The sequence below is a fragment of the Streptomyces sp. NPDC088746 genome (genome assembly GCF_044751065.1).
Classification (GTDB): domain Bacteria; phylum Actinomycetota; class Actinomycetes; order Streptomycetales; family Streptomycetaceae; genus Streptomyces.
Genome location: NZ_JBIVLA010000009.1, coordinates 118,057 through 142,876 on the forward strand (window position 1 = coordinate 118,057; position 24,820 = coordinate 142,876).

21 protein-coding genes and 2 tRNA genes are annotated in these 24,820 nt (G+C 71.1%); 16 read left to right on the forward strand and 7 right to left on the reverse strand.

Annotation, left to right across the window (positions count from 1 at the left end):
• The first annotated feature begins 152 nt into the window (after positions 1–152).
• The 3 genes from ACIP63_RS32045 to ACIP63_RS32055 all read left to right on the forward strand — a co-directional run bounded on the left by ACIP63_RS32045 (position 153) and on the right by ACIP63_RS32055 (position 2,273).
• Positions 153–614, forward strand: a complete 462-nt coding sequence (locus tag ACIP63_RS32045; RefSeq protein WP_401522769.1) for a hypothetical protein — start codon at positions 153–155, stop codon at positions 612–614.
• Between the two features lie 317 nt (positions 615–931).
• Entirely contained in the window at positions 932–1,951 is a 1,020-nt protein-coding gene (locus ACIP63_RS32050) for a LacI family DNA-binding transcriptional regulator (RefSeq protein WP_401522772.1), read from the forward strand.
• Between the two features lie 166 nt (positions 1,952–2,117).
• Positions 2,118–2,273, forward strand: a complete 156-nt coding sequence (locus ACIP63_RS32055) for a hypothetical protein (RefSeq protein ID WP_356712427.1) — start codon at positions 2,118–2,120, stop codon at positions 2,271–2,273.
• Positions 2,274–2,382: 109 nt separating this feature from the next.
• Here ACIP63_RS32055 and ACIP63_RS32060 read toward each other — a convergent pair whose 3' ends face one another.
• Both ACIP63_RS32060 and ACIP63_RS32065 read right to left on the reverse strand, forming a co-directional pair.
• Positions 2,383–2,940, reverse strand: a complete 558-nt coding sequence (locus ACIP63_RS32060) for a CGNR zinc finger domain-containing protein (RefSeq protein ID WP_401522776.1) — start codon at positions 2,938–2,940, stop codon at positions 2,383–2,385.
• Between the two features lie 376 nt (positions 2,941–3,316).
• On the reverse strand, positions 3,317–3,730 hold the full coding sequence (locus ACIP63_RS32065; RefSeq protein WP_003959770.1) for an SsgA family sporulation/cell division regulator: 414 nt from the start codon (positions 3,728–3,730) through the stop codon (positions 3,317–3,319).
• A gap of 190 nt (positions 3,731–3,920) precedes the next feature.
• Between ACIP63_RS32065 and ACIP63_RS32070 the strand changes: the two genes are divergently transcribed.
• From ACIP63_RS32070 to ACIP63_RS32100, 7 genes are all read left to right on the forward strand, one after another.
• Positions 3,921–4,376 (forward strand): TIGR02611 family protein, encoded by a 456-nt coding sequence (locus ACIP63_RS32070; RefSeq protein WP_401522779.1) that lies wholly within the window; start codon positions 3,921–3,923, stop codon positions 4,374–4,376.
• 62 nt (positions 4,377–4,438) lie between these two features.
• A tRNA-Val gene (locus ACIP63_RS32075) sits at positions 4,439–4,510 on the forward strand.
• 211 nt (positions 4,511–4,721) lie between these two features.
• On the forward strand, positions 4,722–6,008 hold the full coding sequence (locus tag ACIP63_RS32080; RefSeq protein WP_401522782.1) for an ABC transporter substrate-binding protein: 1,287 nt from the start codon (positions 4,722–4,724) through the stop codon (positions 6,006–6,008).
• Positions 6,009–6,018: 10 nt separating this feature from the next.
• Positions 6,019–7,011 carry a carbohydrate ABC transporter permease gene (locus ACIP63_RS32085; protein WP_401522784.1) on the forward strand — a complete coding sequence of 331 codons (993 nt, stop codon included), beginning with the start codon at positions 6,019–6,021 and terminating at the stop codon, positions 7,009–7,011.
• Complete coding sequence (locus ACIP63_RS32090) at positions 7,008–7,868, forward strand: carbohydrate ABC transporter permease (protein ID WP_401522786.1); 861 nt, start codon at positions 7,008–7,010, stop codon at positions 7,866–7,868. The genes ACIP63_RS32085 and ACIP63_RS32090 overlap by 4 nt, the downstream gene beginning before the upstream one ends.
• Positions 7,869–7,914: 46 nt before the next feature.
• Positions 7,915–8,463: a hypothetical protein gene (locus ACIP63_RS32095; RefSeq protein ID WP_401523158.1), complete on the forward strand. Its 549-nt coding sequence runs from the start codon at positions 7,915–7,917 to the stop codon at positions 8,461–8,463.
• A gap of 53 nt (positions 8,464–8,516) precedes the next feature.
• On the forward strand, positions 8,517–11,258 hold the full coding sequence (locus ACIP63_RS32100; protein WP_401522788.1) for a Tat pathway signal sequence domain protein: 2,742 nt from the start codon (positions 8,517–8,519) through the stop codon (positions 11,256–11,258).
• Here ACIP63_RS32100 and ACIP63_RS32105 read toward each other — a convergent pair.
• On the reverse strand, positions 11,255–13,675 hold the full coding sequence (locus tag ACIP63_RS32105; protein ID WP_401522790.1) for an SCO7613 C-terminal domain-containing membrane protein: 2,421 nt from the start codon (positions 13,673–13,675) through the stop codon (positions 11,255–11,257). The two genes, ACIP63_RS32100 and ACIP63_RS32105, sit on opposite strands and share 4 nt — an antisense overlap.
• 91 nt (positions 13,676–13,766) lie before the next feature.
• Between ACIP63_RS32105 and ACIP63_RS32110 the strand changes: the two genes are divergently transcribed.
• Positions 13,767–14,213 carry an SRPBCC family protein gene (locus ACIP63_RS32110; RefSeq protein WP_401522792.1) on the forward strand — a complete coding sequence of 149 codons (447 nt, stop codon included), beginning with the start codon at positions 13,767–13,769 and terminating at the stop codon, positions 14,211–14,213.
• Positions 14,214–14,252: 39 nt separating this feature from the next.
• Positions 14,253–14,324 (forward strand) — tRNA-Val (locus tag ACIP63_RS32115).
• Between the two features lie 61 nt (positions 14,325–14,385).
• On the opposite strand, the gene ACIP63_RS32120 is transcribed toward ACIP63_RS32115, so the two are convergent.
• Positions 14,386–15,111, reverse strand: a complete 726-nt coding sequence (locus ACIP63_RS32120; protein WP_399234662.1) for a 3'-5' exonuclease — start codon at positions 15,109–15,111, stop codon at positions 14,386–14,388.
• Between the two features lie 194 nt (positions 15,112–15,305).
• Between ACIP63_RS32120 and ACIP63_RS32125 the strand changes: the two genes are divergently transcribed.
• The 3 genes from ACIP63_RS32125 (at position 15,306) to thrS (ending at position 19,224) form a co-directional block, all read left to right on the forward strand.
• The gene (locus ACIP63_RS32125; protein ID WP_362929294.1) at positions 15,306–15,905 is read left to right on the forward strand and encodes a DUF4365 domain-containing protein; all 600 of its coding nucleotides are present in this window, start codon (positions 15,306–15,308) and stop codon (positions 15,903–15,905) included.
• Positions 15,905–17,146 (forward strand): hypothetical protein, encoded by a 1,242-nt coding sequence (locus tag ACIP63_RS32130; protein ID WP_401522796.1) that lies wholly within the window; start codon positions 15,905–15,907, stop codon positions 17,144–17,146. Before ACIP63_RS32125 ends, ACIP63_RS32130 begins: the two co-directional genes overlap by 1 nt.
• A gap of 101 nt (positions 17,147–17,247) precedes the next feature.
• Complete coding sequence (thrS, locus tag ACIP63_RS32135; protein ID WP_401522799.1) at positions 17,248–19,224, forward strand: threonine--tRNA ligase; 1,977 nt, start codon at positions 17,248–17,250, stop codon at positions 19,222–19,224.
• A 27-nt stretch (positions 19,225–19,251) separates the two neighbouring features.
• Here the strand turns inward: thrS and ACIP63_RS32140 are convergent, their stop codons facing one another.
• Positions 19,252–19,929: a potassium channel family protein gene (locus ACIP63_RS32140; RefSeq protein WP_401522802.1), complete on the reverse strand. Its 678-nt coding sequence runs from the start codon at positions 19,927–19,929 to the stop codon at positions 19,252–19,254.
• Between the two features lie 66 nt (positions 19,930–19,995).
• Between ACIP63_RS32140 and ACIP63_RS32145 the strand changes: the two genes are divergently transcribed.
• On the forward strand, positions 19,996–20,568 hold the full coding sequence (locus tag ACIP63_RS32145; protein ID WP_401522805.1) for an HIT family protein: 573 nt from the start codon (positions 19,996–19,998) through the stop codon (positions 20,566–20,568).
• A gap of 27 nt (positions 20,569–20,595) precedes the next feature.
• On the opposite strand, the gene ACIP63_RS32150 is transcribed toward ACIP63_RS32145, so the two are convergent.
• Positions 20,596–22,266, reverse strand: coding sequence for a hypothetical protein (locus ACIP63_RS32150; protein WP_401523161.1), 1,671 nt, complete (start codon positions 22,264–22,266; stop codon positions 20,596–20,598).
• Between the two features lie 156 nt (positions 22,267–22,422).
• The gene (locus ACIP63_RS32155; RefSeq protein WP_401522807.1) at positions 22,423–24,648 is read right to left on the reverse strand and encodes an elongation factor G-like protein EF-G2; all 2,226 of its coding nucleotides are present in this window, start codon (positions 24,646–24,648) and stop codon (positions 22,423–22,425) included.
• Between the last annotated feature and the right edge of the window lie 172 nt (positions 24,649–24,820).

The following is a 24,820-nucleotide window of genomic DNA, read 5'->3' on the forward strand; positions in this document are numbered from 1 at the left end:
AACCAGTCTTTCAGGCCGGACCCGCGCTTCCCAATCGGGACCTGGGGAGGACCGCGGCCCTGAAATGTCCCTGATGTGGGCCCGCGCCGTGGCCCCTGTGGCAGTGGCCGGTGCAGGATGGAAGGGACGTATCCCGATCGCTGGAGGCACCGATGCTTGCCGAGACCATCTGTTCCGCGGTGTCGGCGGCGGGTTTGGGCATCGCCGCGATCACCGCGTACCGAAAGCGGTTCCTCACGGCGACCCGGATCGCCGCCTACTCGCTCGTGCCCGTCGGGCTGGTGATGACCGGTGTCGTCGAGTGGGTGTCCGGCATCGTCCTCAAGCCGAGCGTCTGGATCGGTTTCGGGCTGCTGGCCGTGGCCTGGCTGCTCTTCATGACCACGCGTGCGGTGGAGCGCCGAAGCGGCTCGACCCGCAAGGAGCGCAAGGCCGCGCGGGCCGCGGAGCAGGGCGCCGCGGTGGCGCCGGGCGCGTCGTCACCCTCGCTGACCTCCGGTGCGGGAGCGACGGCCCCACAGGCGAGGGAGAAGCCGAAGAAGCAGCAGCAGGCTGCCGCGCCCGGTGACGACTTCAGTGACATCGAGGCGATCCTGAAGAAGCACGGGATCTGACAGGCGGCCCCGGCCTTGCCGTCCGGGGGGCCCGATGACCGGTGGCCGTGGCACGCAAGGGCCATGAATCGATTCATGGCCGGCCCTGGGCAGCGGAATGCCGACGCCTGTGCCGGGTCTGGGTATTCTCGGGGTTGCGCCGCCCCGATCTTGACGGTATCCCGTGGATGCGGTTAGCGTCCCGAACGGATTGAAACAATTCAATCCGGTGGGCGCGGCCCGGGCGACGGCGCGACGGACCATGCTGGACGTCCGTCCGAGGACCAGGGACCGGCGTCGACGCGCGGCGGCCGGACGGCATCAGTGGGGCAGGGCAAGTGGGGCGTGTGGCAGGGATCAAGGACGTGGCCCGGCAGGCCGGAGTCTCGGTGGGCACGGTCTCCAATGTGATCAACCGTCCCGAGGCGGTGCTTCCCGACACCCGGGCCCGTGTGCTGGCGGCGATCGAGGAACTCGGATACGTACGCAGCGAGTCGGCCAGGCAGCTCAGGGCGGGCCGCAGTCGCATCATGGCCCTGCTCGTGCTGGACATGGGCAACCCCTTCTTCGTCGACGTCGCGCGCGGTGCCGAGCGTGCGGCCCGGGAGGCCGGTCTCGGCGTGATGGTCTGCAACAGCGGCCAGAGCCCGGAGGAGGAGGCCGAATATCTCGGGCTCTTCGCCGAGCAGCGGGTCTGCGGCGTGCTGGTCACCCCGGCCGACGCCACCGGCGGCAACCTCGAAGCCTTCGCCCGCCACCGGATCCCCTACGTGCTGGTCGACCGCGTGGCAGCCTCCACCGACAGCTGTGCCGTCTCGGTGGACGACGTGCGCGGCGGCATGCTCGCCGTGGGGCATCTCGTCTCGGCGGGCCACCGGTCCGTCGCCTATGTGAGCGGTCCCGGTGATCTCCATCAGATCAGGGACCGCCGCGAAGGTGCCCTGGCGGCACTCGCCGAGGCGGGGCTCGGCCCCGAGGCCCTCGTGGAGATCCCCTCCGAGCGCCTGGACGTGGCGGCCGGCCGCGACGCGGGGGCCAGGCTCCTCGGCCTCGTGCCCAGACCGACCGCCGTGTTCTGCGCCAACGACCTGCTGGCGCTCGGTGTCCTGCAGTCGCTGTACGCCGCCGGCGTGCGGGTGCCGCAGGACGTCGCCATCGTCGGCTACGACGACATCGAGTTCGCCGCGGCCGCCGCCGTGCCGCTCACCTCGGTCCGGCAGCCCGCCGTGGTGATGGGCAGGATGGCGGCGGAGCTCCTCCTGGAGGAGGCGGACGACGGGGACGGCAGCCACCGGCACCGCAGCGTGGTCCTCCAGCCGGAGCTCGTCGTACGCGCCTCCAGCGCCGCCCCGCGCTGACACCGCAGGGGGGCCGGGGCCCCGGCGCGGGGACACGCGGAGCGAACGCATGCGGGACCTTCGGACGCGGGAGCGATTCCCGTTCATCCTGAAGTGTGTGAACTCGCCCTGGGAAAAGCTTTGTTGATCGCCAACAGGGCCCGCTCTGCGTCATGATCACTACGAGATGGTGGACACATCCCGGGGCGACGTCCCCGCACCCCCCGCCGAAGAGCCGCGTGGCTGCCTCTTCGCGCTTTCCCAGCCGCCGCTGATGATTTTCCTGACGGTCGTCGGCGGCCTGCTGCTGATGGCCGCACTGCACGATCTCTTCCTGCTGTGAGCGGCCGTCGCGACCCTTCCGCCGTGAACGGCCGCCGCACCCGGACGCCCACCGTCCCGCAGGGCCGCCCCCCTCCCGGGGGCGGCCGCACGGCCCGTCCGCGGAGGGTTCAGCGGGCGGCCTGCCGGCGCCGGGCCCGGTACGCGGCGACATGGAGCCGGTTGCCGCAGGTGCGGCTGGAGCAGTAGCGGCGGGAGCGGTTGCGTGACAGGTCGACGAAGGCGTCCCGGCAGTCCGGGGCCTCGCAGCGCCGCAGCCGGTCCTGCTCACCCGCCACGACGATGAAGGCCAGGGCCATGCCGCAGTCGGCCGCGAGGTGGTCCGCGATGGATGCGTCCGGTGCGAAGTAGTGGACGTGCCAGTCGTAGCCGTCGTGATCCGTGAGCTGCGGAGTGGTGCCGGCCGCGGCCACCAGGCTGTTGACGAGGTCCGCGGCCGTGCGGGCGTCGGGTGCGGCGAATATCTCGGCGAACCGGTCCCGGACGTCCCGCACGGCGCGCAGGTCCTTGTCGCCGAGGGTTCCGACGCCGCTGATGTGGTGGCGCTCCGCGAAGGCGTAGAGGGCGGTGAGCTCCGCGAGCCCGTCGCCCGACTCGCCCTCCGGCGCGGTGTTCACCAGATCGACCACCGTTTCGAGGGCGATCCGGGTGTCGTGTGGGATCAGCACGCTTCGCTCCCTGGCCTCCGGCGGACGGGCGTCCACCGATGCGGGCTGACTCTACTGGCTCGCCGAGGGCGCTCAGGGGCCGGTACGGGCTCGGCGGGGAGGGCGGCACCCTTTTCCCGGAAGGGCGGCACCGCGGAGCGCACGGGCCGCCCTGGCGGCTCCGGAGGCGGTTTCTGTGGCAGAGGTGAGGCGTGTGGTGCGGATGATGCGGGTGTGGCGAGAGCCGGGCGCCCCTGGCGTGCGTCCGGCCCCCGCGCACAGCGGCGCCGCCGCCGCGGTGGGTTCCGCGGCGACGGCGCCGGTGCCTGCCCTATGAGGTTGTCCGCGCGACGCCGTCTCCCCGAGTCGGACGGCGTCCCGCAGCTCTCGGCCTGGCTCAGCTCTCGGCCAGGATGTGTGAGAGCTCCGTATCGAGGTCGAAGTGACGGTGCTCGGTGCCGGGCGGGACCGCGGCGTCGGTCCTCTTCAGGAACGACTCCAGGGCCCGTGCCGGGGCTTCCAGCAGGGCTTCTCCCTCAGGGGAGCTCAGTGCGATGCAGACGACGCCTTGACCGTGACTACGTGATGGCCAGACGCGGACGTCTCCGGTGCCGGTGGGCCGGTGCAGCCCCTCGGCAAGGAGGTCACGGGCGAAAACCCATTCGACCGTTTCCTCCGCTCCGGTGTGGAAGGTGGCGTGCACGGCATAGGGATCGGCCGTGTCATACCGCAGGCCCGCGGGTACAGGCAGTGAGGACTCGCTCGACACAACGAGGCGCAGGTGCAGCTCGCAGCTGACCGTGGTGTTCATAAGCGCCAGGGCCTTTCGCTCAGTGTGCGCTCGGGGATTCGCACGTCGGCGAAATCGACATGCCACCTACGGTGCCGTTGTAAACCCCTCTGACCTATTTGTGATGCTTCAGGTCGCTCGTGCGGCGGTGTGTAACTTTGGGTCATGCGTCCATTCCGGTGACGATCGGCGGTCCGGTAGGTTGGGCTCCATGAACGCGGAGAGTGACGAGCGGAAAGAGGTCGCCCCCACGGTGGCCGGCAGTTCCGCCGCGGGGGACGAAGAGACGGCGGAGCGCGAGCTGGGTTCGCGTGCGCCCGGGTTCATCCGGAAATCGAGGCTGCTCCACCTGGGCTGGCAGGTCGGGATCTTCGTCGTCGGCCTCGCGGTGGTCGGGGCGGGCGTCGCGATGCTGGCGCTGCCGGGCCCCGGGTGGCTGGTGATCTTCGGTGGCATGGCGATCTGGGCCACCGAATTCGTCTGGGCGCAGATAGTTCTGCGCTGGACCCGACGCAAGGTCACGGAGGCCGCGCAGCGCGCCCTCGATCCCAAGGTCCGGCGGCGCAACATCATCCTCACCACGGTGGGGCTCGTGATCATCGCGGTGCTGGTCGGGATCTACGTCTGGAAGTTCGGCATAGTGATGCCGTGGAAGATCGAGCAGTGACCCGGTAGTGACCCGGTGGTCCCAAGGCGCCGCTGACATGGGGTAATGTATGCCGTGCGCCGGGGCGATTAGCTCAGTGGGAGAGCGCTTCGTTCACACCGAAGAGGTCACTGGTTCGAACCCAGTATCGCCCACCCCGGTCCGATGGCCCGGAAGCTTCTGAGAAGCTTCCGGGCCATCGGCGTTTCCGGGCGCGCCCGTCGGGCGCCGCCCTCGCCGTTTTGTTCGGCCCGTCGTCCGGTCGCCGAAATTTCGTCCTAACCGTTGACGCGCCCCCTGCCGCTCCCTACCTTGACCCAGCAAGCGCTTTCTAAAACGATTCAATGCGAACGGTGGGGGCGAGCTATGTCTCGGAACAACGGCATGGACCGGCGGCAGCTGCTGAAGCTGGCCGGCCTCTCTGCGGCCGGTCTCGGCCTGACCGCGGCCGGCTGCGGCTCGGGCAGCGGCGGTTCCGGTGGTCCGGTCACCATCCGGCACTCGTGGTGGGGCGCGGACGACCGTGCCAAGAAGGTCCAGCAGTGCGTCACCCTCTTCGAGAAGAAGCACCCGAAGATCAAGGTGAAGACGGACTTCCAGCAGTACCCGGACTTCTGGAAGAAGTTCAACACCCAGGCGGCCGGCGGCAACCCCCCGGACGTCATCCAGAACGCCGTGACCTTCCTGCGCAAGTACGAGGCGAAGAACGTCCTCCTCGACCTCAACCCCCAGGCGGAGAAGGGCAACCTCGATCTCGGCGGCTTCCGCTCCGGGCTGGAGAAGTTCGCCGAGATCGACGGCAAACTGCTCGGCGTTCCGGTCGGCAGCAACTCGATGGCCCTGGTCATCGACGAGAAGGTGTACGACAAGGCCGGCATCACCCCCGAGATCGGCTGGACGTGGGACGACTGGCTGGCCGGTCTGGAGAAGATCAAGCGCGGCCAGAAGATCGCCGGTGACGCCGGACCGCACGGCGTGATGTATCTGTACGACCTGATCCTCCGCCAGAACGGCAAGGCCTTCTTCACCGAGGACGGCATGGGCTTCGGCGAGGACGAACTGCTGCCGTACTGGACCGAGGCCTTGGAGCGGGTCAAGTCGGGCCTCTACGCCGACCCCAACAAGGTCGAGCAGCTCAAGCCCGCGTCGGCCACCGCCAAGGGCCTGTCCGCCGGTGAGTTCACCTGGGACAACTTCTCGGTCCGCTACAGCGCGGAGGGCAGGAGCAGCTACGGCCTCGCGCCCATCCCGAGCACCGACGGCAAGAAGACCGGCCAGTACCTGGGCTCGCTGATGCTGAGCGGCACGGCGCGGACCAAGCACCCCGCCGAGGTGGCCACCTTCATCAGCTTCATGACCCACGACCCCGAGGTCGCCCGGATCATGGGATACGACCGCGGAGTGCCCGCCACCACCGCGCAGTTCGAGGCCTACGAGCCCGCCGACGCCCCCAGCAAGGCCATCGGCGCGTACGAGACCGCGATCGCCGACGCGGGTGTCCTGGAGCCGATCACCCCGCACCCGGCCGGCGCCGACGTCATCGAGGCGGCCTTCCTGCGCATCGGCGCCGACCTGTCCCTGGGCAAGACCTCGCCGAAGGACTCCGTGAAGCAGTTCTTCTCCGAGGCGAAGACCGCCCTCGGCTCGAACTGAGAGGACCGAGGTGACTCACATCCACACCTCCCCGGGCGTGCTCGCAGCCGGGGACGACCGCTCCGTCGCCAAGCGGAACGGTCCCGGAGGAAACGTGCCGCCCCCCGCCCGGAAGCGGCGGGACCGCGGTGAGAACCTGGCCGGTTATCTGTTCATGTCGCCCTGGATAGCGGGCTTCCTGTTCCTGATCGCCGGGCCGATGGTGTTCTCGCTGTACCTGTCGTTCACCGAGTACAACCTGTTCGAGGCCCCGCGCTGGATCGGCCTCCAGAACTTCACCGACATGTTCGCGGACCCCCGCTGGCGCCAGTCGGTCAAGGTCACCTCCTGGTACGTGCTGATCGGCACCCCGGTCAAGCTGGCCGCGGCACTCGCCGTCGCCATGCTGCTCGCGCAGAAGCGGTGGGGCCAGTCCTTCTACCGCGCGGCCTTCTACGCCCCGTCCCTCATCGGTGCGAGCGTCTCGGCGGCCATCGTCTGGCGCGCGCTGTTCTCGGACGACGCGATCGTCGACCGTACGCAGAAGGTGTTCGGCTTCGAGGTCGGCGGCTGGATCGGCGACCCCTCGATGATCATTTACGCGCTGATCGCCCTCACGGTCTGGCAGTTCGGCGCGCCGATGGTCATCTTCCTGGCCGGCCTCAAGCAGGTCCCGCGTGAACTGTACGAAGCGGCCGAGGTGGACGGGGCCGGCCCCTGGCGCAGGTTCTTCCACATCACGCTGCCGATGATCTCGCCCGTCCTGTTCTTCAACGTCCTGCTGGAGACCATCCACTCGTTCCAGATCTTCGGATCGGCCTACATCGTCAGCAACGGCAGCTGCGGGCCGGCCGACGCGACGCTCGTCTACACCTGTTACCTGTACGAACAAGGCTTCGTGAACAGCCGCATGGGCTTCGCCTCGGCCATGGGATGGCTGCTGCTGCTCGCGGTCGGACTGGTCACCGCCGTGCTGTTCTGGTCCCAGAAGCGCTGGGTGCACTACGAGGAGGGCGGCCGATGAGTCTCCTGACATCAGCAGTACGCCGCCGGGGACCCGGGGCACTCGCCTGGCACCTCGGTGCGCTCGTCATCCTCGCCGTGGTCCTCTACCCGGTGGTGTGGACGATCGGGGCCTCCTTCAAGCCCAGCGCGGACATCATCGGTGGCCTGGACCTGTTCCCGGCGGACCCGATCGGTGACAACTACGCCCGGCTCACCGAGGGCATCGCCGACATCCCGATCTCGACCTTCTTCCTGAACTCGGCCTACATAGCCATCGGTTCCGTGATCGGCGTCGTGCTGTCCTGCTCGCTGACCGCCTACGCCTTCGCCAAGGTGCGGTTCGCCGGGCGCAACATCATGTTCGCCGTCATGATCGGCACCCTCCTGCTGCCGTACCACGTACTGATCATTCCGCAGTACGTCCTGTTCCAGAAGCTGGAGCTGATCAACACCTTCACCCCGCTGCTGATCGGCAAGTACCTGGCCACCGACGCCTTCTTCGTCTTCCTGATGGTGCAGTTCATGCGCGGACTGCCCAAGGAGCTCGACGAGGCGGCACGGCTGGACGGCTGCGGGCACCTGAGGACCTACTGGTCCATCGTCATGCCGCTCTGCCGGCCGGCGCTCGTCACCAGTGCGATCTTCACGTTCATCAACGCCTGGAACGACTTCATGGGCCCCCTGCTGTATCTCAACGAGCCGGACAAGTACACCGTCTCCCTGGGGCTGAAGATGTTCATCGACCAGGACGCGGTCGCGGACTACGGCGGCATGGTCGCCATGTCACTCGTGGCGCTGCTCCCGGTGCTGGCCTTCTTCGTGGCCTTCCAGCGGTACCTGATCGACGGCATGGCCACCTCGGGCCTGAAGGGCTGACGCCGTGGCGACGAAGACCCGTACCCCGGCCGGGCGTTCGCGCGTCATGAACCGCTTCGCCCTGTTCTCCGAATGCCTGCTCGTCGGCGTGTGGATCGCCGTCGCCGCCCTGCCGCTGTTCACGTTCCCCGCGGCCTTCGCCGCGGGGACCCGGCACCTGCGCCGCTACCTCGACGGTCGGCACGGCGGGCTGCGCGAGTTCGCGGACGACACCCGGGCCGCTGCCCGCGGCGGATGGCTCGTCGGTGTGGCCGTGTGGGCCGCCGGGGGCCTGCTCCAGCTCGACCTGGCGGCGGTCCGCGCCGGGCTGCCCGGCGGGCCCTTCGTGGGCGCGGTCGGCATCATCGCCATGATCGGCTTCCTGGTCGCCGTCGTACGCGCCGCCTCCTGCTGGGAGCCCGGCGCCCTCTGGCGCCCCCTCCTGGCCGAGGCCGGCCGGAACACGGTCCGTGACCCGGCCGGCTCCCTGCTGCTCGTCTGCGGGATGGCCGTCGTCGTGCTGTCCGGCGCCCTGGTGCTGCCACTAGCAGTCCCCGTCGTCGGGGCCGTCGCCGCCGCGGCCACCGCCGTACGGCAGCGCGAGCTCTCGCGCTGACCCGTCCCTGATCGTCCCCTGTTCCGACCATCCGCACGGAGAGAGGCACACCCATGTCCAGGATGCCCCGCAGAACCCTTCTGAAGGCCGCGGCAGCGGCCGGCGCGGCCGCACAGTTCAGCTGGTCCCTCGGCGCCGCTCCCGCGTCGGCGGCGGCCCCGGGCGCGGAGCACACCGACGAACCCGTCACCCTGACCTGGCTGGAGTCCGGCGGTCTCGGCGCGGCGCCCGGCTCCACGCTCGGGGTGCCCTGGCCCAAGGGGCGGTACCGCAAGGACCAGACCTTCGCGCTGACCACCGAGGACGGCAAGGACGTCCCCGTGCAGTCGTGGACGACCGCCACCTGGCCCGACGGCTCCGCGAAGTGGACCGCGCACGCCGTGGGCCCCGAAGCCGCGGGCGCGAAGAAGTTCCTCCTCGGCCCGGGGGCGCCCACGGCTCCCGCCCACAAGGTCGCCGTCAGGAGCACCGGATCCACCGTCACCGTCTCCACCGGCGTCATCACCGCGAAGATCGGGAAGTCCGGCTCCTCGCTCATCACCTCCCTCACCCGTGGCTCCACCGAGATCGCCAAGGACGGACGGCTCGTCCTGATCCGGCAGGGAGAGATCGAGGACGGTGACCAGGGGCGCGAGGCGTACGAACGGTTCGAGAGCGCCGTCACCACCACCGAGGTCGAACAGAGCGGCCCGGTACGCGCCGTCGTCCGGATCGAGGGCAAGCACCGCAGAGGGAAGCGCTCCTGGCTGCCCTTCTCGGTGCGGCTCTACTTCTACGCCGGCGCCGAATCGTTCCGCATGGTGCACACCATCACCTTCGACGGCACCCAGGAACCCGGGAAGGCGAGCGGCGACTTCATCCGCGGCCTCGGCGTCCGCTTCACCGTCCCGATGCGGGACGAGGCCTACGACCGGCACATCCGCATCGGCGGCGAAGGCACCGGCATGCTCCGGGAAGCCGTCAAGGGCATCACCGGTCTGCGCCGCGACCCCGGCGCCGCGGTCCAGGCGGCCCAGTTCGAGGGCACGAAGCTCCCCGACCCCGCCACCTGGGACCAGCGCGTCACCAGCCGCCTCCACCTCATCCCCACCTGGGGCGACTACACCCTCAGTCAGCTGTCCGCCGACGGGTTCTCGCTCCGCAAGCGCACGAAGAAGGGCCACGGCTGGATCGCGGCGGGCGGCGGCCGGCGGGCCTCCGGCTTCGGATACGTCGGCGGGGCGAGCGGCGGACTCGCCTTCGGCCTGCGCGACTTCTGGGAGAAGTTCCCCGCCCAGCTCGACATCCGCGACGCCCACACCGACGCGGCCGAGGTCACCCTGTGGCTCTGGTCGCCCGAGGCCGAACCGATGGACCTGCGCTTCTACCACGACGGCCTGGGCCAGGACACGTACGCCGAACAGCTCGAAGGCCTCAACATCACCTACGAGGACTACGAACCCGGCTTCGGCACCCCGTACGGCATCGCGCGCACCAGCGAACTCCTCTTCTGGGCCCATGACTCCACCCCCGGCGCCACCGCCCTGGCCCAGCAGACCGAGGCCGTCCGCACCCTCCCGCAGCTGGTCGCGCCGCCTTCCCAGCTGATCGGCGCGAAGGTCTTCGGCGGACTGTTCTCCCCGGTCGACCGCTCGACCCCGGCCAAGGCGAAGATCGAGGACCACCTCGACTTCCTCTTCACGTACTACAAGGACCAGGTCGACATGCGGCGCTGGTACGGCTTCTGGGACTACGGCGACGTCATGCACTCCTACGACCCCGCCCGCCACCAGTGGCGCTACGACGTCGGCGGCTACGCCTGGGACAACTCCGAGCTCTCACCCGACCTGTGGCTCTGGTACGCCTACCTGCGTTCCGGCCGCGCCGACATCTTCCGCTTCGCCGAGGCCATGACCCGCCACACCGGGGAGGTCGACGTCTACCACCTCGGCGAGTGGGCCGGCCTCGGGACCCGGCACGGCATCCAGCACTACGCCGACAGCGCCAAGCAGCAGCGCATCGCCAACACCACCTACCGGCGCTTCTACTACTTCCTCACCGCCGACGAGCGCGTCGGCGACCTGATGCGCGCCAACGTCGACTCCGACGAGACCTTCCTCGCCCTCGACCCGCTCCGCAAGATCCGTACCGAGCCCTACACACCGGACCGGCACGCCCTGTCCATCGGTTTCGGAACCGACTGGAGCGGGCTCGTCTCCGCCTGGCTCACCGAATGGGAGCGGGGCGGCCCGCAGGCAGCGAAGGCCGAGGCCCGCATCCTCGGAACCATGGAGACCATCGCCGCCCAGCCCAACGGCTTCGTCCAGGGGAGCGGCCTGTACGACCTCGACACCGGGAAGTTCGCCGTCGGTACCGAACCGGTCGTCAGCGTCTCGCACCTCTCGGCGGTCTTCGGCCTCAACGAGCTGTGCGCCGAACTCATCGACCTCGTCGACGTACCGGAGTTCGAGGAGGCCTACCTCGACTACTGCCGGTACTTCAACGCGACCAAGGCCGAACAGAAGGCGCGCTACGGCTCCGACTTCGGCAGCCTCATCCTCTTCCAGGGCCACTCGCGCCTGGACGCGTACGCCGCGGTCCGTACGGGCGACGAGAGGCTCGCCGCCCGCGCCTGGGCGAAGTTCTACAACAGCGACGGATACAAGGAATCGGCCCCCTGGAAGACCGAGGAGGTGACCGGCCCCGTCACCACGGTCCCCGGGACCGAGGCCAACTGGGTCTACACCAACGACACCGCGCTCTACGGACTCGCCGCCATCGAGAACCTCGCCCTCGTCGGGGACAAGATGCCCTAACGCATCCGGCCCAGGCTCTCCCGCACCCGGCGCGCGTCGCGCAGCCGCTGCTCGTAGGTCGCTCCGACCGCGAGCAGCAGCAGCCCGGCGAGCGCCGGGGGCGCCCAGCGCGGGAGCGCGTCGAGCACCTGCACCACGTGCGGGGCCAGCTCGTGCAGGCCGACCAGGGCCAGCACCGAACCGCCCAGCACCAGCGGCGCCTGGAGCCGGAGACGGGCGCCCGCCAGCGTGACCACCAGGGCAGCCGCGCCCAGCAGCAGCGGCCGCGGCCAGCCGGAATCGGTCCACGCCACCACCAGGCTCGGAACCATCGTCATCGAGAGGGCCGGGCCGTACGCCACCCAGGACGACACAGCCGGATCCGTACGGCCCCGCAGCCACCCCACCGCGAACGCGGCCACCGACACGGGCAGCGTGTACGCCTCAGGTGCCGTCACCCCCGAAGCCCCCAGCCGCACCCACATCGCCGCCACGAACAACGCCGCCGCCAGATACCCCGCGGCCGGCCGGCGCTCGGGCCGCACCGCGCTCCCCGCCGCCAGCACCCCGCACAGCGCCAGCACCAGCGCGAGGAACGGCGCGTCCGTGACCGCGAGCCCCACAGCCACCAGTGCACCGAACGCCCCGGCGGCCTCCAGCGGCACCGCCACCGCGGCCACCCGCAGCCGGGCCCCGAGCAGCACCGTCACCGCCGGGACGACCAGCACCACCGGAGCGGACTGCGGCGCGGTCCACCCCAGCGACGCCCCCGCCGCCGTAGCCACCACGATCGCGCACAGCACCGACCCGACGGCGAGCACGGACCGCACCGCCACCGCCCGCGACCGGGCAGCCGCACCCGCGAACAGCACCAGCAGGCCTCCGAACACCGCGTACGTGGCCGGCTCGGCGGCCAGGGCGAGCAGTCCCACGCTCACCGCACCCACGAGCGCGCACGCCAGAGCGGTCAGGGGGACGGCTCCGGACCCCCGCCGCACGGCGAGCGCCAGCAGCCCGCCCACCAGCAGCAGCTCCACGCCCACCGCCACCGCGTACGGCACATCCGCCACGGCGAGCAGCGCGGGCACCGCACCCCAGCCCAGGACGGTCGCCCCGGCCTCCGCGGCGGCCCGCCACCCCTGCGGAGGTGCCACGAACGTCCCCCGCGCCCACCCGAGACGCAGCGCAGCGAGCACACCCGCCACCACCGCGAGCACCACCGGGGACGCGGCGGACGCCGGCCACGGCACCGACGGCCCCAGCGCACCCCGGAAGCCCTCCGGCGCCCCGGACCAGACGTCCGCCAGCCCTGACACCGGACCCAGCAGCACCGCCGCCACCACGGGCGACGCCCACACCAGCGCGCCCGCCGTGACCGCGGCGGACGCCCCCAGCACACCCCGGCCCACCGGCTGCGGAACCCGGAGCCGCACCACCGGCGACAGCGCGACGCCGCAGAGCAGATACACCACGACCGCCCAGTTCCACGGCAGTCCCGTACGCAGCACTCCGCCCACCGCGGCCACCGACGCCAGGCCCGCCACCGCACCCCCGGCGACGGCCCACTCCTTCGGCGCGCGCCACGCTCCCGCCAGGGCCACCGCCGCGCCCGCCAGCAGCAGCGCCCCCGGGCCCACGGCCGCGAACGGCCCACCGGCCGACACGGACAGCCCCAGACCGATCAGCAGCGCGACCAGCCCGGCGACCCCCGCCCCGACAGCCGCCGTGACCCTCACCGCGAGCCCCCGGCCCCACGACACCACCGCGACATCCGCCGCCGCGGTCACCAGGAGCGCCCAGCCGAAGCCGGTCGCGGACGCCCCCGCCGCCCAGGCGGTCAGCACCAGCGGCAGCTGCCCCGCCACCACGGCTGCGGGCAGCGGCACCCGCAGTCGGCCGAGCAGCAGCCCGTACAGGACCCACACCGCCGCCAGCACCGCCGACGCGACCGCCGAGAACACGAGTGCGTCGGTCCCGGGAGCGGCGACCGCGTGCAGGGCCACCGCGTCCAGCACCGTCAGCACCAGGGCCAGAGCGGCCACCGCCTCCGCGGTCGAGGGCAGCTTGCGCGCGAGCAGCAGGGCCGGCGCCACCAGCGCACCCGCGGTCACCGCCGCCAGCACCGCCGAACGGCCCGCGATGCCCATCTCGCCCCAGCTGAACAGGGTGAAGGCGATCGCCGCGACCGTGAGCAGCAGACCACCGAGGACCAGCAGCACGTTCTGCGTACCGTGCGCGGGCGCCGACGGGGCGTACGGAACGGCAGGGGCCTGCGCACGGGCGGCAGGCGCCGGGAAGGGCGCCGGGGCGGCCGGCGCGCGGAGCACGCCCACCAGCCAGGCACGGCGGTTCAGCAACTGCAGCCGGCGGGCGTCCAGCCGGGCCAGTTCATGATCGAGGAGCGCCAATTCCTCGGCGGGCGGCGGCACATGTCTCATGTACGGGAGTGTGGTGGCCGCCACATCCTCGTGCATGCGTTCCCCTACTCAGTTCCGGCTCTGAGTAGGGCCGTGCGCGCAGACTGGAACCATGGACTGGAATCACTACCGCTTCACGAGCGTCTGGGAACTGCCATCGCCGCCCGACACCGTCTACGCCGCCCTGGAGCGCGTCGAGGATTACCCCCGGTGGTGGCCGCAGGTCCGGGGGATCAGCCGCATCGACGACTCCACCGCCAGGGCCCGCTTCCGCTCGTCCCTCCCGTACGACCTCGTCCTGACGCTGCGGCAGCGCCGCAACGACCCCGTCGCGCGGACGCTCGAAGCGGCGATGAGCGGCGACCTCGAGGGCTGGGCACGCTGGACCGTCGCCCCGCACGGGGGCGGCAGCCGCGTCGTGTACGAGCAGGAGGCCGAGGTGCGCAGGGCGCTGCTGCGCCGGCTCGCCGTCCCCTGCCGCCCCTTCTTCCGCGCCAACCACACGCTGATGATGCGCGCCGGCCACCGCGGACTGGGGGCATGGCTCCAAGCGGTTTGAACGGAGACCGCCGAGCCCTGTATGGTTCAACCCGTTCCCGGGCGATTAGCTCAGTGGGAGAGCGCTTCGTTCACACCGAAGAGGTCACTGGTTCGAAACCAGTATCGCCCACCCGGGAAGAGCCGGTCCGTCAGTGTCATCGACGGACCGGCTTTCGCGTGCCCGGCGCCGCTCAGGCCGCCGCGGGGAGCTCCGGACGCAACGGCCACGCCGGATCCACGGCCTCCGGGGCGCCGTTCTTCTCGAACCACGCCTGCAGCCCGCGGGCCTGAGCCGCGTGCCACACAGCCTGCAGCGAGTGCACCTCGGCCGGTGACAGCCGCTCCAGCCGGGCGGAGAACCGCCGCCCCACCGCCCGCACCAGTTCGAGCGACGCCGCCGCGTCGGCCGCCGCGTCGTGCGCGCCGTCCAGCGTGACCCCGTACAGCTCGCACAGGTCGGTGAGCGTGCGGCGGCCCTTGCGGTAGCGGTCCAGGTGCTTGTCCAGCACCCGCGGGTCCAGCACGCACAGCGGCTTGTTCCGCAGGTAGCCGGCCAGCGACGACGCCCGGTGGCGCCTCAGCTCCCGGTCCAGCAGCGTCAGGTCGAACGGTGCGTTCATCACGACCAGCGGCCGTCCCGTCGCGCACTGCTCCGCCAGCGCCCGGGCTATCTCCTCGACGACCGGCGCGGGCCAACGGCCGTTGCGCTGCAGATGGTCGTCGGTCAGACCGTGGATCTCGGTGGCGCCGGGCGGCACCGGAATCCCCGGATTGACCAGCCAGCGGGTGACGCGGAGCCGCCCGCCCGCCGCGTCCTGGACGACGAGGGCGGCCGAGACGATCCGGTCCTCCTCGACATCCACGCCTGTTGTCTCGGTGTCAAAAGCCGCCAGCGGCCCCTCGAACCAATGCATCATCCCCGAACTCCTCGCGCCTGCTCGGCAGATGGCGGGATTCCTCTGCCCGGTTCGGTGATACCCGCGCCCTATGCCTGATACGCCGTTTACGGCCCGCCTCCTGCGGTGACAACACAAGGGACGGGCACGGAAGTTGACCAGCCCGTCAGCGGAGACCGGACAACCGGTCGGCACAGCCCGGAAGGCACGGAGCCATGGCGCTCGCGCAGCCGAACCCAGGGAGTCCCGCCCGCACCGAGGACCACGGGGGAAAGCCGCCGCAGCAGCGGAGCACACCACCGCTGCGCGGCACACTCGCCACCACCGCCTGCATGGAGACCCTCCAGGTGGGCTACCTCCACGCGGTCGCGGCCGCGGCGGGCTGCTCGCTCTCGCAGCCCTTTCCCGACAACGGCATCGACTGGCACGTCAGCCACGGCGCCCCCGACCACACCGTCGACGACGAGGTGACCATCAAGGTGCAGCTCAAGTGCACCTACCAGATCCCCCCGCACCCACCCGGCGCCGCGTTCTCCTTCACCCTCGACAACGCCCATCTGGTGAAGCTCGCGCGCACCCCGGTGTCGGTGCACAAGATCCTGGTCGTGATGCTCGTGCCCCGCAGCCAGGACGACTGGCTGCGGGCCGGACACGACCGGCTGGACCTGAGGCACTGCTGTTACTGGACGAACCTGGCCGGCCACCCGGTGACGGGCCGGCACCGGACCACCGTGCGGATCCCGACCTCGCGGATCTTCGACGACCGCGCGCTCTGCGACATCATGGCCCGGGTCGGGGCGGGAGGGAGACCCTGATGCACAGGTCGATGGACGAGCCCAACGGAGGGACGGTCCCGGCGGGCAGCCGCGCGCACCCGTACGCCGACGGCCCCGGCCCCGGAGAGGCCCCCGACCCCGCACGCGTCGACCCCGCCGTCCTCGGTGCGCTGCTGCGGCGCCACGGCTGGCACCGGCGCGGGGGCGCGAGCGGACGCTACAGCCGCTGGATCCCGCCCGGCCCCGCCACCGGCGGTACCAGCCTGCTCGTGCCGGACAGCACCGCCTTCCCCGACGGGCAGGAGCTGCTCGCCGAGGCGCTGACCGCGCTCACCCGCAGCGCCACCCCCTCGGCCCGCGACATCCTGGTCGCCCTCACCGTGCCCAGCGACGAGATCCGCTGGTGGCGTGACGTCCCCGAAGGCGCCTCGGGAGCCGCCGACTGGACCTGCACCGACCAACTGCGCAGGGCGGCCCGGCAGATCCTCCTCGCCGGATCCCTCGCCGCACGCGGCCGGGCCGGCTACCACGGCGCCCGGCACCGGGGGAAAGCCCGGAGGGCCCTGGACGGCACCCTGGTCGGGCCCGCCGCCGACGGCCGCTGCCTCACCGCGTTCGTCCCTGTCACCTCGGGGCGGGCCGTCGCCGTACAGCTCTACGCGGCGCTGCACGCGGCCCGGGAGGCCGTCGACTACCAGCGGGCCACCGGCGGGATGGAAGCCTTCGACACCGCTGTCGCCGCCGGCGTCAGCCGGGAGCTGACCGACGCGGTCGTCGCCCTCGTCCGGGGAGCGGAGGGCGCCAGGATCACGCTGGCCTGGGCACCCGCCGCCGGAACACCCGAAGGGTGCCCCGCGAACCCCGAGCCCGTCGAGTTCTCCCCGGGCGATCTGCCCGCCCTCCGCATGGCGGGAGCGCGCTACCAGCAGGACGAGCCCGCCGTTCCCGTACGCATCACCGGAGCCGTCGTGCGGCTGCGCCGCTCCGGGCCGCGCGGCCCCGGTGTCGTGCGGCTGCGGGTGCTGGCGGGAGCCGAGGTGGCGCACGTACGGATCGAGCTCGACGAGGAGGCCTACCGCATCGCGGGCCACGCGCACCTGGTCGGACTTCCCCTGCGGGTGGAGGGCAGACTGGAGAACCGGGGCGGCTTCCGCAGGCTCGGCGGCGCCTCCCAGGTCACACCGGTGCAGGTGGACGAGGCCGAGCGGGACCGGCTGATGAAGTCGCTCCACGAGAACGTCGACTTCTTCGAGGAGGCGTGCACGGGGGACGAGGAGTAGCCCGCCCGGTATCCCTTTCGCGTCGAGGCCCCCCGGCTCGGTACGATTCCTCTTGCGCGCGCCAGAGGAAAGCGACGCACCCCCTCAGTCAGGAGAGACCGGTGTCAGACGTCCGTGTGATCATCCAACGCGATTCCGAGCGGGAAGAGCACGTGGTGACGACGGGCACGACGGCCGCCGAGCTCTTCCCCGGGCAGCGCACCGTCGTCGCGGCCCGGGTCGACGGCGAGCTGCGCGACCTCGCGTACGAGCTCGGGGACGGCGAGGTCGTCGAGCCCGTCGAGATCTCCTCCGAGGACGGCCTGAACATCCTGCGGCACTCCACCGCGCACGTGATGGCACAGGCCGTGCAGGAGCTGCACCCCGAGGCCAAGCTGGGCATCGGCCCGCCGGTCAAGGACGGTTTCTACTACGACTTCGACGTCGAGAAGCCGTTCACGCCCGAGGACCTCAAGGCCATCGAGAAGAAGATGCAGGAGATCCAGAAGCGGGGCCAGAGGTTCTCCCGCCGGGTCGTGACCGACGAGGCGGCCCGCGAGGAGCTCGCCGGCGAGCCGTACAAGCTGGAGCTCATCGGCATCAAGGGCTCCGCCTCCACGGACGACGGCGCGGACGTCGAGGTGGGCGGCGGCGAGCTGACCATCTACGACAACCTGGACGCCAAGACCGGCGAGCTGTGCTGGAAGGACCTCTGCCGGGGCCCGCACCTGCCCACCACCCGGTTCATCCCCGCGTTCAAGCTGATGCGGAACGCGGCGGCGTACTGGCGGGGCAGCGAGAAGAACCCGATGCTCCAGCGTATCTACGGCACCGCCTGGCCCACCAAGGACGAGCTCAAGGCGCACCTGCTGTTCCTGGAGGAGGCCGCCAAGCGCGACCACCGCAAGCTCGGCAACGAGCTGGACCTCTTCTCCTTCCCCGACGAGATCGGCCCCGGCCTCGCGGTCTTCCACCCCAAGGGCGGCGTCATCCGCCGGGCCATGGAGGACTACTCGCGGCGCCGCCACGAGGAGGAGGGCTACGAGTTCGTCTACAGCCCCCACGCCACCAAGGGCAAGCTCTTCGAGAAGTCCGGCCACCTCGACTGGTACGCCGACGGCATGTACCCGCCCATGCAGCTCGACGACGGCGTGGACTACTACCTCAAGCCGATGAACTGCCCGATGCACAACCTGATCTTCGACGCGCGGGGCCGTTCCTATCGTGAACTGCCGCTCCGCCTCTTCGAGTTCGGCACCGTGTACCGGTACGAGAAGTCGGGTGTCGTCCACGGCCTGACCCGCTCGCGCGGCTTCACGCAGGACGACGCGCACATCTACTGCACCCGCGAGCAGATGGCCGAGGAGCTCGACCGGACGCTCACCTTCGTCCTGAACCTGCTCCGCGACTACGGTCTGACCGACTTCTACCTGGAGCTGTCCACCAAGGACCCCGAGAAGTTCGTCGGCTCCGACGAGGCCTGGGAAGAGGCCACCGAGACACTGCGTCAGGTCGCCGAGAAGCAGGGCCTCCCGCTGGTCCCGGACCCGGGCGGCGCCGCGTTCTACGGCCCGAAGATCTCGGTGCAGTGCAAGGACGCCATCGGCCGTACGTGGCAGATGTCGACCGTGCAGCTCGACTTCAACCTGCCGGAGCGCTTCGACCTGGAGTACACCGGTCCGGACGGCACCAAGCAGCGCCCGGTCATGATCCACCGCGCCCTGTTCGGCTCCATCGAGCGCTTCTTCGCGGTGCTGCTGGAGCACTACGCGGGCGCGTTCCCGGTCTGGCTGGCCCCGGTCCAGGCGGTCGGCATCCCGATCGGCGACACCCACATCCCGTATCTCCAGGAGTTCGCCGCCGAGGCGCGCAAGAAGGGGCTGCGGGTCGAGGTGGACGCCTCGTCCGACCGGATGCAGAAGAAGATCCGCAACCACCAGAAGGCCAAGGTCCCGTTCATGATCATCGTCGGCGACGAGGACATGAACGCGGGCACGGTGTCCTTCCGCTACCGCGACGGATCGCAGGAGAACGGCATCGCCCGTGACGAGGCGATCGCCAAGCTCGCCGACGTGGTGGAGCGCCGCGTACAGGTGTGACCCTGCCCGAAGGAGGCCCCCGGGGAGCTACGCGCTCCCCGGGGGCCTCTTCTCGTCCTCCCGCTTGAACACCTCCACCAGCCACGACGAGAACGAGCCCGTCACCGCCCCCAGCAGCGCCAGCCCGCACGCCATCAGGAACGCCGCGATCACCCGGCCGACCGGGGTCACCGGCACCGCGTCGCCGTAGCCCACCGTGGTGAGCGTCGCGCACGCCCACCACAGCGAGTCGCCGAACGTGCGGATCGTGGAGCCGGGCGCCCCCTGCTCCTGGTGGTACACCGCGAGCGCCGCGGAGAAGCCCAGGAGCGCGGCGGTGAGGCTCGCATACGTCATCACCCGGGCGTAGAGAGTCAGCCCGGGGCCGTGCCTGCGCTGCTGGACCGCCGTGTAGACCTTGACCATCCGCAGCGGGCGCAGCAGCGGCAGGAGCAGGACCGCCGTGTCCAGCCAGTGACGGTGCGCGAAGCGGAGGCCCAGACCGCTGAGCCTGAGCCGTACGCCGTAGTCCACGACGAAGAGCAGCCAGGTGGCGGCGACGAGCGCCAGGGCGATGTCGCGCCAGGGCTGGGCGCCGTCGGGGGCGAGGACGCGGACCGCGTAACCGGTGAGGAAGACCAGCGCCGCGGCGAAGAGCGGCACCTCGGTGCGCTGCTCCCATTCCTTCAGCCGGGCGGGGTCGGGGGCCGTGGGGCGGTCGCTCATGGCGTCAGCATCGCGGTGCCCCGGCGGGCCCGCCCCCGGCGACACGCGCGCCGGGAGTGACGCAATATGCTGACCGGCATGACGAGTGAGCCGGAACAGCAGATCGGAGTGGGGACGCCCGACGCGTTCCAGCGCCTGTGGACGCCCCACCGGATGGCCTACATCCAGGGTGAGAGCAAGCCGAGCGGCCCGGGAGCCGGGGACGGCTGTCCGTTCTGCGAGATTCCCTCGAAGTCCGACGAGGACGGGCTCGTCGTCGCCAGGGGCGAGCGGGTCTACGCCGTGCTCAATCTGTATCCGTACAACGGCGGGCACCTGATGGTGGTGCCGTACCGGCACGTGGCCGACTACACCGAGCTCGACGGCCCGGAGACCGTGGAGCTGGCCGACTTCACCAAGCGGGCCATGGTCGCGCTGCGGGCAGCCTCCGGGGCGCACGGCTTCAACATCGGGATGAACCAGGGCGCCGAGGCCGGTGCGGGCATCGCCGCGCATCTCCACCAGCACGTGGTGCCCCGCTGGGGCGGGGACACCAACTTCATGCCGGTCGTCGGCCACACGAAGGTGCTCCCTCAGCTGCTGGGGGACACCCGGACGATGCTGGCCGGTGTGTGGCCGGCCGCACAGCCGTCCGCCTGAGCTGCGGGGTTCCCGTCCCGGGCCGGGTCAGGCGTCGTAGACGTCGGCCTTCCTCGGGGCGGGGTCCTGGACCAGTCCGCTGAGGATCATGGAGCGGTTGTCGAAGCGCTCCGTGTCGACGCCGTGTTCCTTGAGGACCCGCATCGTCGCGGAGTGGACGACGCGCAGGACCGGGGTGGCCGTCCGCATGGCGTCGTCGGCCATGAAGCGGTGGCCCCACGGCTTGGCGGCCCAGGCGTGCCGCAGACCGAAGGGCTCGGGCAGGACGATCTTGCCGCCCAGGTAGTCGAGCAGCGGCGGGTACCAGGTGAAGGGGGCGCGCAGGGCGAGCCTGACGACCTCGCTCGCCTTGATGAGGGGGAGCGTCACCTTGCGGGTCTCCCAGAACCTGACGGCCTTCTTCACCGTCTTGGTCGCCGCCTCCGGCTTGGTGAGGAAGAGTCCGTGGACGGGGCCCAGCGCGTGCCCGGTGACCTCGATGCGCAGGGTCTCGTGGAGCACGGTGACCGTGATCAGCATCGTGATCACGAGCTGGCCGTCCCAGAGGGTGAACTGCACGCCCAGGTAATGCCGGTTGCCGCTGCCGAACTGCTGGTGGTTGCAGATGCGCTGTATCTCGTGGGGCTTGATCTGGAAGGTGGCGACGTCCTCGCCCTCGGGGCGGGAGACCGAGTCCGCGTTCTCGCCGACGGGGGAGACGATCCAGTGCTTGACCGACGGCGTGGGGAAGCCGCCGGTGTTCAGCGGGCCGCGCTCCAGCATCTTCAGCTGGTCGTGGATCGCCCGCACGACGTCCCAGCTCCGGAACTGGTGGATCTCCTTGGCGGGGTCCTCCGGGGTGAGTTCCTCGGCGAGCTGCCAGCTTCCCCAGCGGGTCCCCATGCCGAGGATGCCCTTGGGGCCCGCGTAGAAGACGGCGTTGGACTGCTGCTCGGCGGAGAGCTTCTCCAGGCCCTGGCGCAGCGCCTCGCGGGCCGTCTCGTTGGGGTTCTTGGGCACGGCCTCGGGGATCTTGGCGCTGACGCCGCTGCCGGAGAGGAGCCCTTCCCAGCGGGCGCGCAGGTCCTTGACCGAGGTCTCCGCGATCCGCTTGGCGAGCAGCCAGCCGATCAGCGGTGCGACGGCGGCCGCCCGCAGGTAGAGCGCCAGGAAGCCGGTGAGCGGCATGGCGATCAGGAAGAACGCGGCGCCGGCACCGAGCGCGATGAGGAGGATGCCGCCCAGCGCCTGGAAGAACTTGTCCTTGGACTTGTTGAGGAAGTCGCGCAGCCGGAAGGCGAGGACCCAGAGGACCAGACCGGGCAGGAAGGCGAAGCCGAAGACCGCGGTGACCAGCGTCAGCTTCGAGTCGCGTGCCTTGCGCAGCCGGGTCGCGGAGAGGCAGTGCTCGACGACGGTCTGCGGGTCGGTGCCGAAGGACTGGATGAGCGCGTTGCGGCCGCCGCCGAGCATGCGTTCCTGGACGGCCCGGGAGAACGCCTCGCCGAGATTCGGCTTGAAGTAGTCGGACTTGAACAGCTTGGACTCGCCCGGTTTCACCTCGGACTTGTGCCACTCGCTGTTGGCCTTCAGGATCTCGGTCACATCGCTGTCGCGGTACGCGGCGGAGGCGAGGGCGTTCGTCGCCACCGCCTGCCCTCCCGAACCCTGGAGCGGGATCTGCGCTCCGGGAGAGAAATCGAATCCGTCGTTGGCCACTGTCGCCCCCACTCGCCCGCACGGTCTGCTCCTGCGGCTGTTCCCAACTACCGTACGTCGCACACCTTCTGAGCTGGGCCCACAGAGTATCGTCCGGGCGCGCCGCCCGCCCGCCGATGTGGCCGGGGGCGGGCGGCAGGCGCCAGATCCAGTCAACTAGCTCACGTTTGTGCTGTTTTCCGGCGCTTCGCGGATGCGGTCCGCGAGTTGGGGAGGCATCGGTTCGTGCCGGGCGTACGCCCGGTCGAACCGTCCGGTGCCGTGCGTCAGGGAGCGGAGGTCGACGGTGTACCTGCCGATCTCGATCTCCGGCACCTCCGCCCGTACGAGCGTGCGCCCACCGGTCGCCTGCTCGGTGCCGACGACCCGCCCGCGGCGCCCCGCGAGATCGCTCATGACGGCCCCCACGTAGTCGTCCGGGACGAGGACGCCGACCTCGGCGACGGGTTCGAGGAGCTGGATGCGGGTGTCGGCCGCCGCCTCGCGCAGCGCCAGGGCGCCCGCGGTCTGGAAGGCGGCGTCGGAGGAGTCCACCGAGTGCGACTTCCCGTCGAGCAGGGTGACGCGTACGTCGACGAGCGGATGGCCGGCCGCGACACCGCGGGCCGCCTGGGCGCGTACGCCCTTCTCCACGGAGGCGATGAACTGCCGCGGCACCGAACCGCCGACCACCTTGTCGACGAACTCGATGCCCGTGCCGGGCGGCAGCGGCTCGACCTCGATCTCGCAGACGGCGTACTGGCCGTGCCCGCCGGACTGCTTGACGTGCCGGCCCCGCCCCAGGGTGCGCGAGGCGAAGGTCTCGCGCAGCGGCACGCGGTGGGGCTCGGCGTCGACCTGCACGCCGTACCTGCTGCGCAGGCGTTCCAGCGCCACCTCCGCGTGCGCCTCGCCCATGCACCACAGGACGACCTGGTGGGTGTCCTGGTTCTGCTCCAGACGCATGGTCGGATCCTCGGCGACCAGACGCGCCAGTCCCTGCGAGAGCTTGTCCTCGTCGGCCTTGCCGTGGGCCCGGACCGCCAGCGGGAGCAGCGGGTCGGGCGTGGCCCACGGCTCCATCAGCAGCGGTTCCCCGCGGCCGGAGAGGGTGTCCCCGGTCTCCGCCCCGCCGAGCTTGGAGACGCCGGCCAGGTCTCCGGCGACGCAGCTGTCCAGGGGGCGCTGCTGTCCGCCGAAGGGCGCGGAGAGGGCCCCGACGCGTACGTCGGCCTCGTGGCAGGGGCGGGCGTCGCCCCCGGGTCCGGTGAGGCCGTGCCCGCACACGTGTACGGCGTCGTCGGGGCGCAGGGTGCCGGAGAAGACGCGTACGAGGGAGACCCGTCCCACGTAGGGGTCGGACGTGGTCCTCACGACCTCGGCGACCAGGGGTGCCGCCGGATCGCAGACCGGGGCGGGGCGCGGGGCGCCGTCCGGGGTGGTGACGGCGGGCAGGGTGCGCTCCTCGGGGGAGGGGAAGCCACGCGTGATCAGATCGAGGAGTTCCACGGTGCCGATGCCCTGGCGGGCGCCGTCGGCGGCGGGCGCGGCGGTGAGGACGGGGTGGAAGGAGCCACGCGCGACCGCGCGCTCCAGGTCCGCGACGAGCGTCGTCACACCTACCTCGCCGCCCCCGAGGTAGTGGTCCATCAGGGTCTCGTCCTCGCTCTCGGCGATGATCCCCTCGATGAGCCGGTTACGGGCCTCCAGAAGCGGTTCCCGCTGGTCACCGCCGGGTGGCGCCTCCTGCCGTTCCCCCGAGGAGTAGTCGAAGATCCGCTGGGTGAGGAGCCCGGTGAGCCCGGTCAGCGGCGCGTGCCCGTCCGGGCCCTCGGGCCCCTGCACCGGCAGGTAGAGGGGGAGCACCGCGTCCGGGTCGTCGCGCCCGAAGATCCGGCCGCAGATCCGGGTCATCTCGTCGAAGGACGTACGCGCCGTGTCCAGGTGCGTGACGACGATCGCCCGGGGCATCCCGACGGCCGCGCACTCCTCCCAGACCGCGCGGGTGGTGCCCGCCACGGCGTCGGCCTCCTGGGCGGCCGAGACGACGAAGAGGGCCGCGTCCGCCGCACGCAGACCGGCCCTGAGTTCACCGACGAAGTCCGCGTAGCCGGGGGTGTCCAGCAGGTTGATCTTGTAGCCGTCCCATTCGACGGGGACCAGCGAGAGCTGTACGGAACGCCGTCGGCGCTGTTCGATCTCGTCGTGGTCGGAGACGGTGGTGCCGTCCTCGACCCGGCCGGCCCGGTTCAGCGCCCCGGCCGTCAGCGCGAGTGCCTCGACCAGAGTGGTCTTGCCCGAGCCGCTGTGGCCGACCAGCACCACGTTCCGTACGGAAGCGGGCCGGTCGGCCGTCGCTGCCCTGCCGGCGGCTCCGGTGTGCGTGTGAGTCCTGTCGCCCATGATGCGTGCCTCCCGATCGGTTGGCGCAGTGCCGCAAGAGCTGGGGGAGTGGATGCACGGGCAGGGCGGAGCCGCCGCGGCGGCTTCGGCGACGCCCGCGGTCATTCGAGCTTTTCACCCGTGCCGGAAACCGTCCATACGTCGCACACGGCGAAGCATGACTTCCGGGACA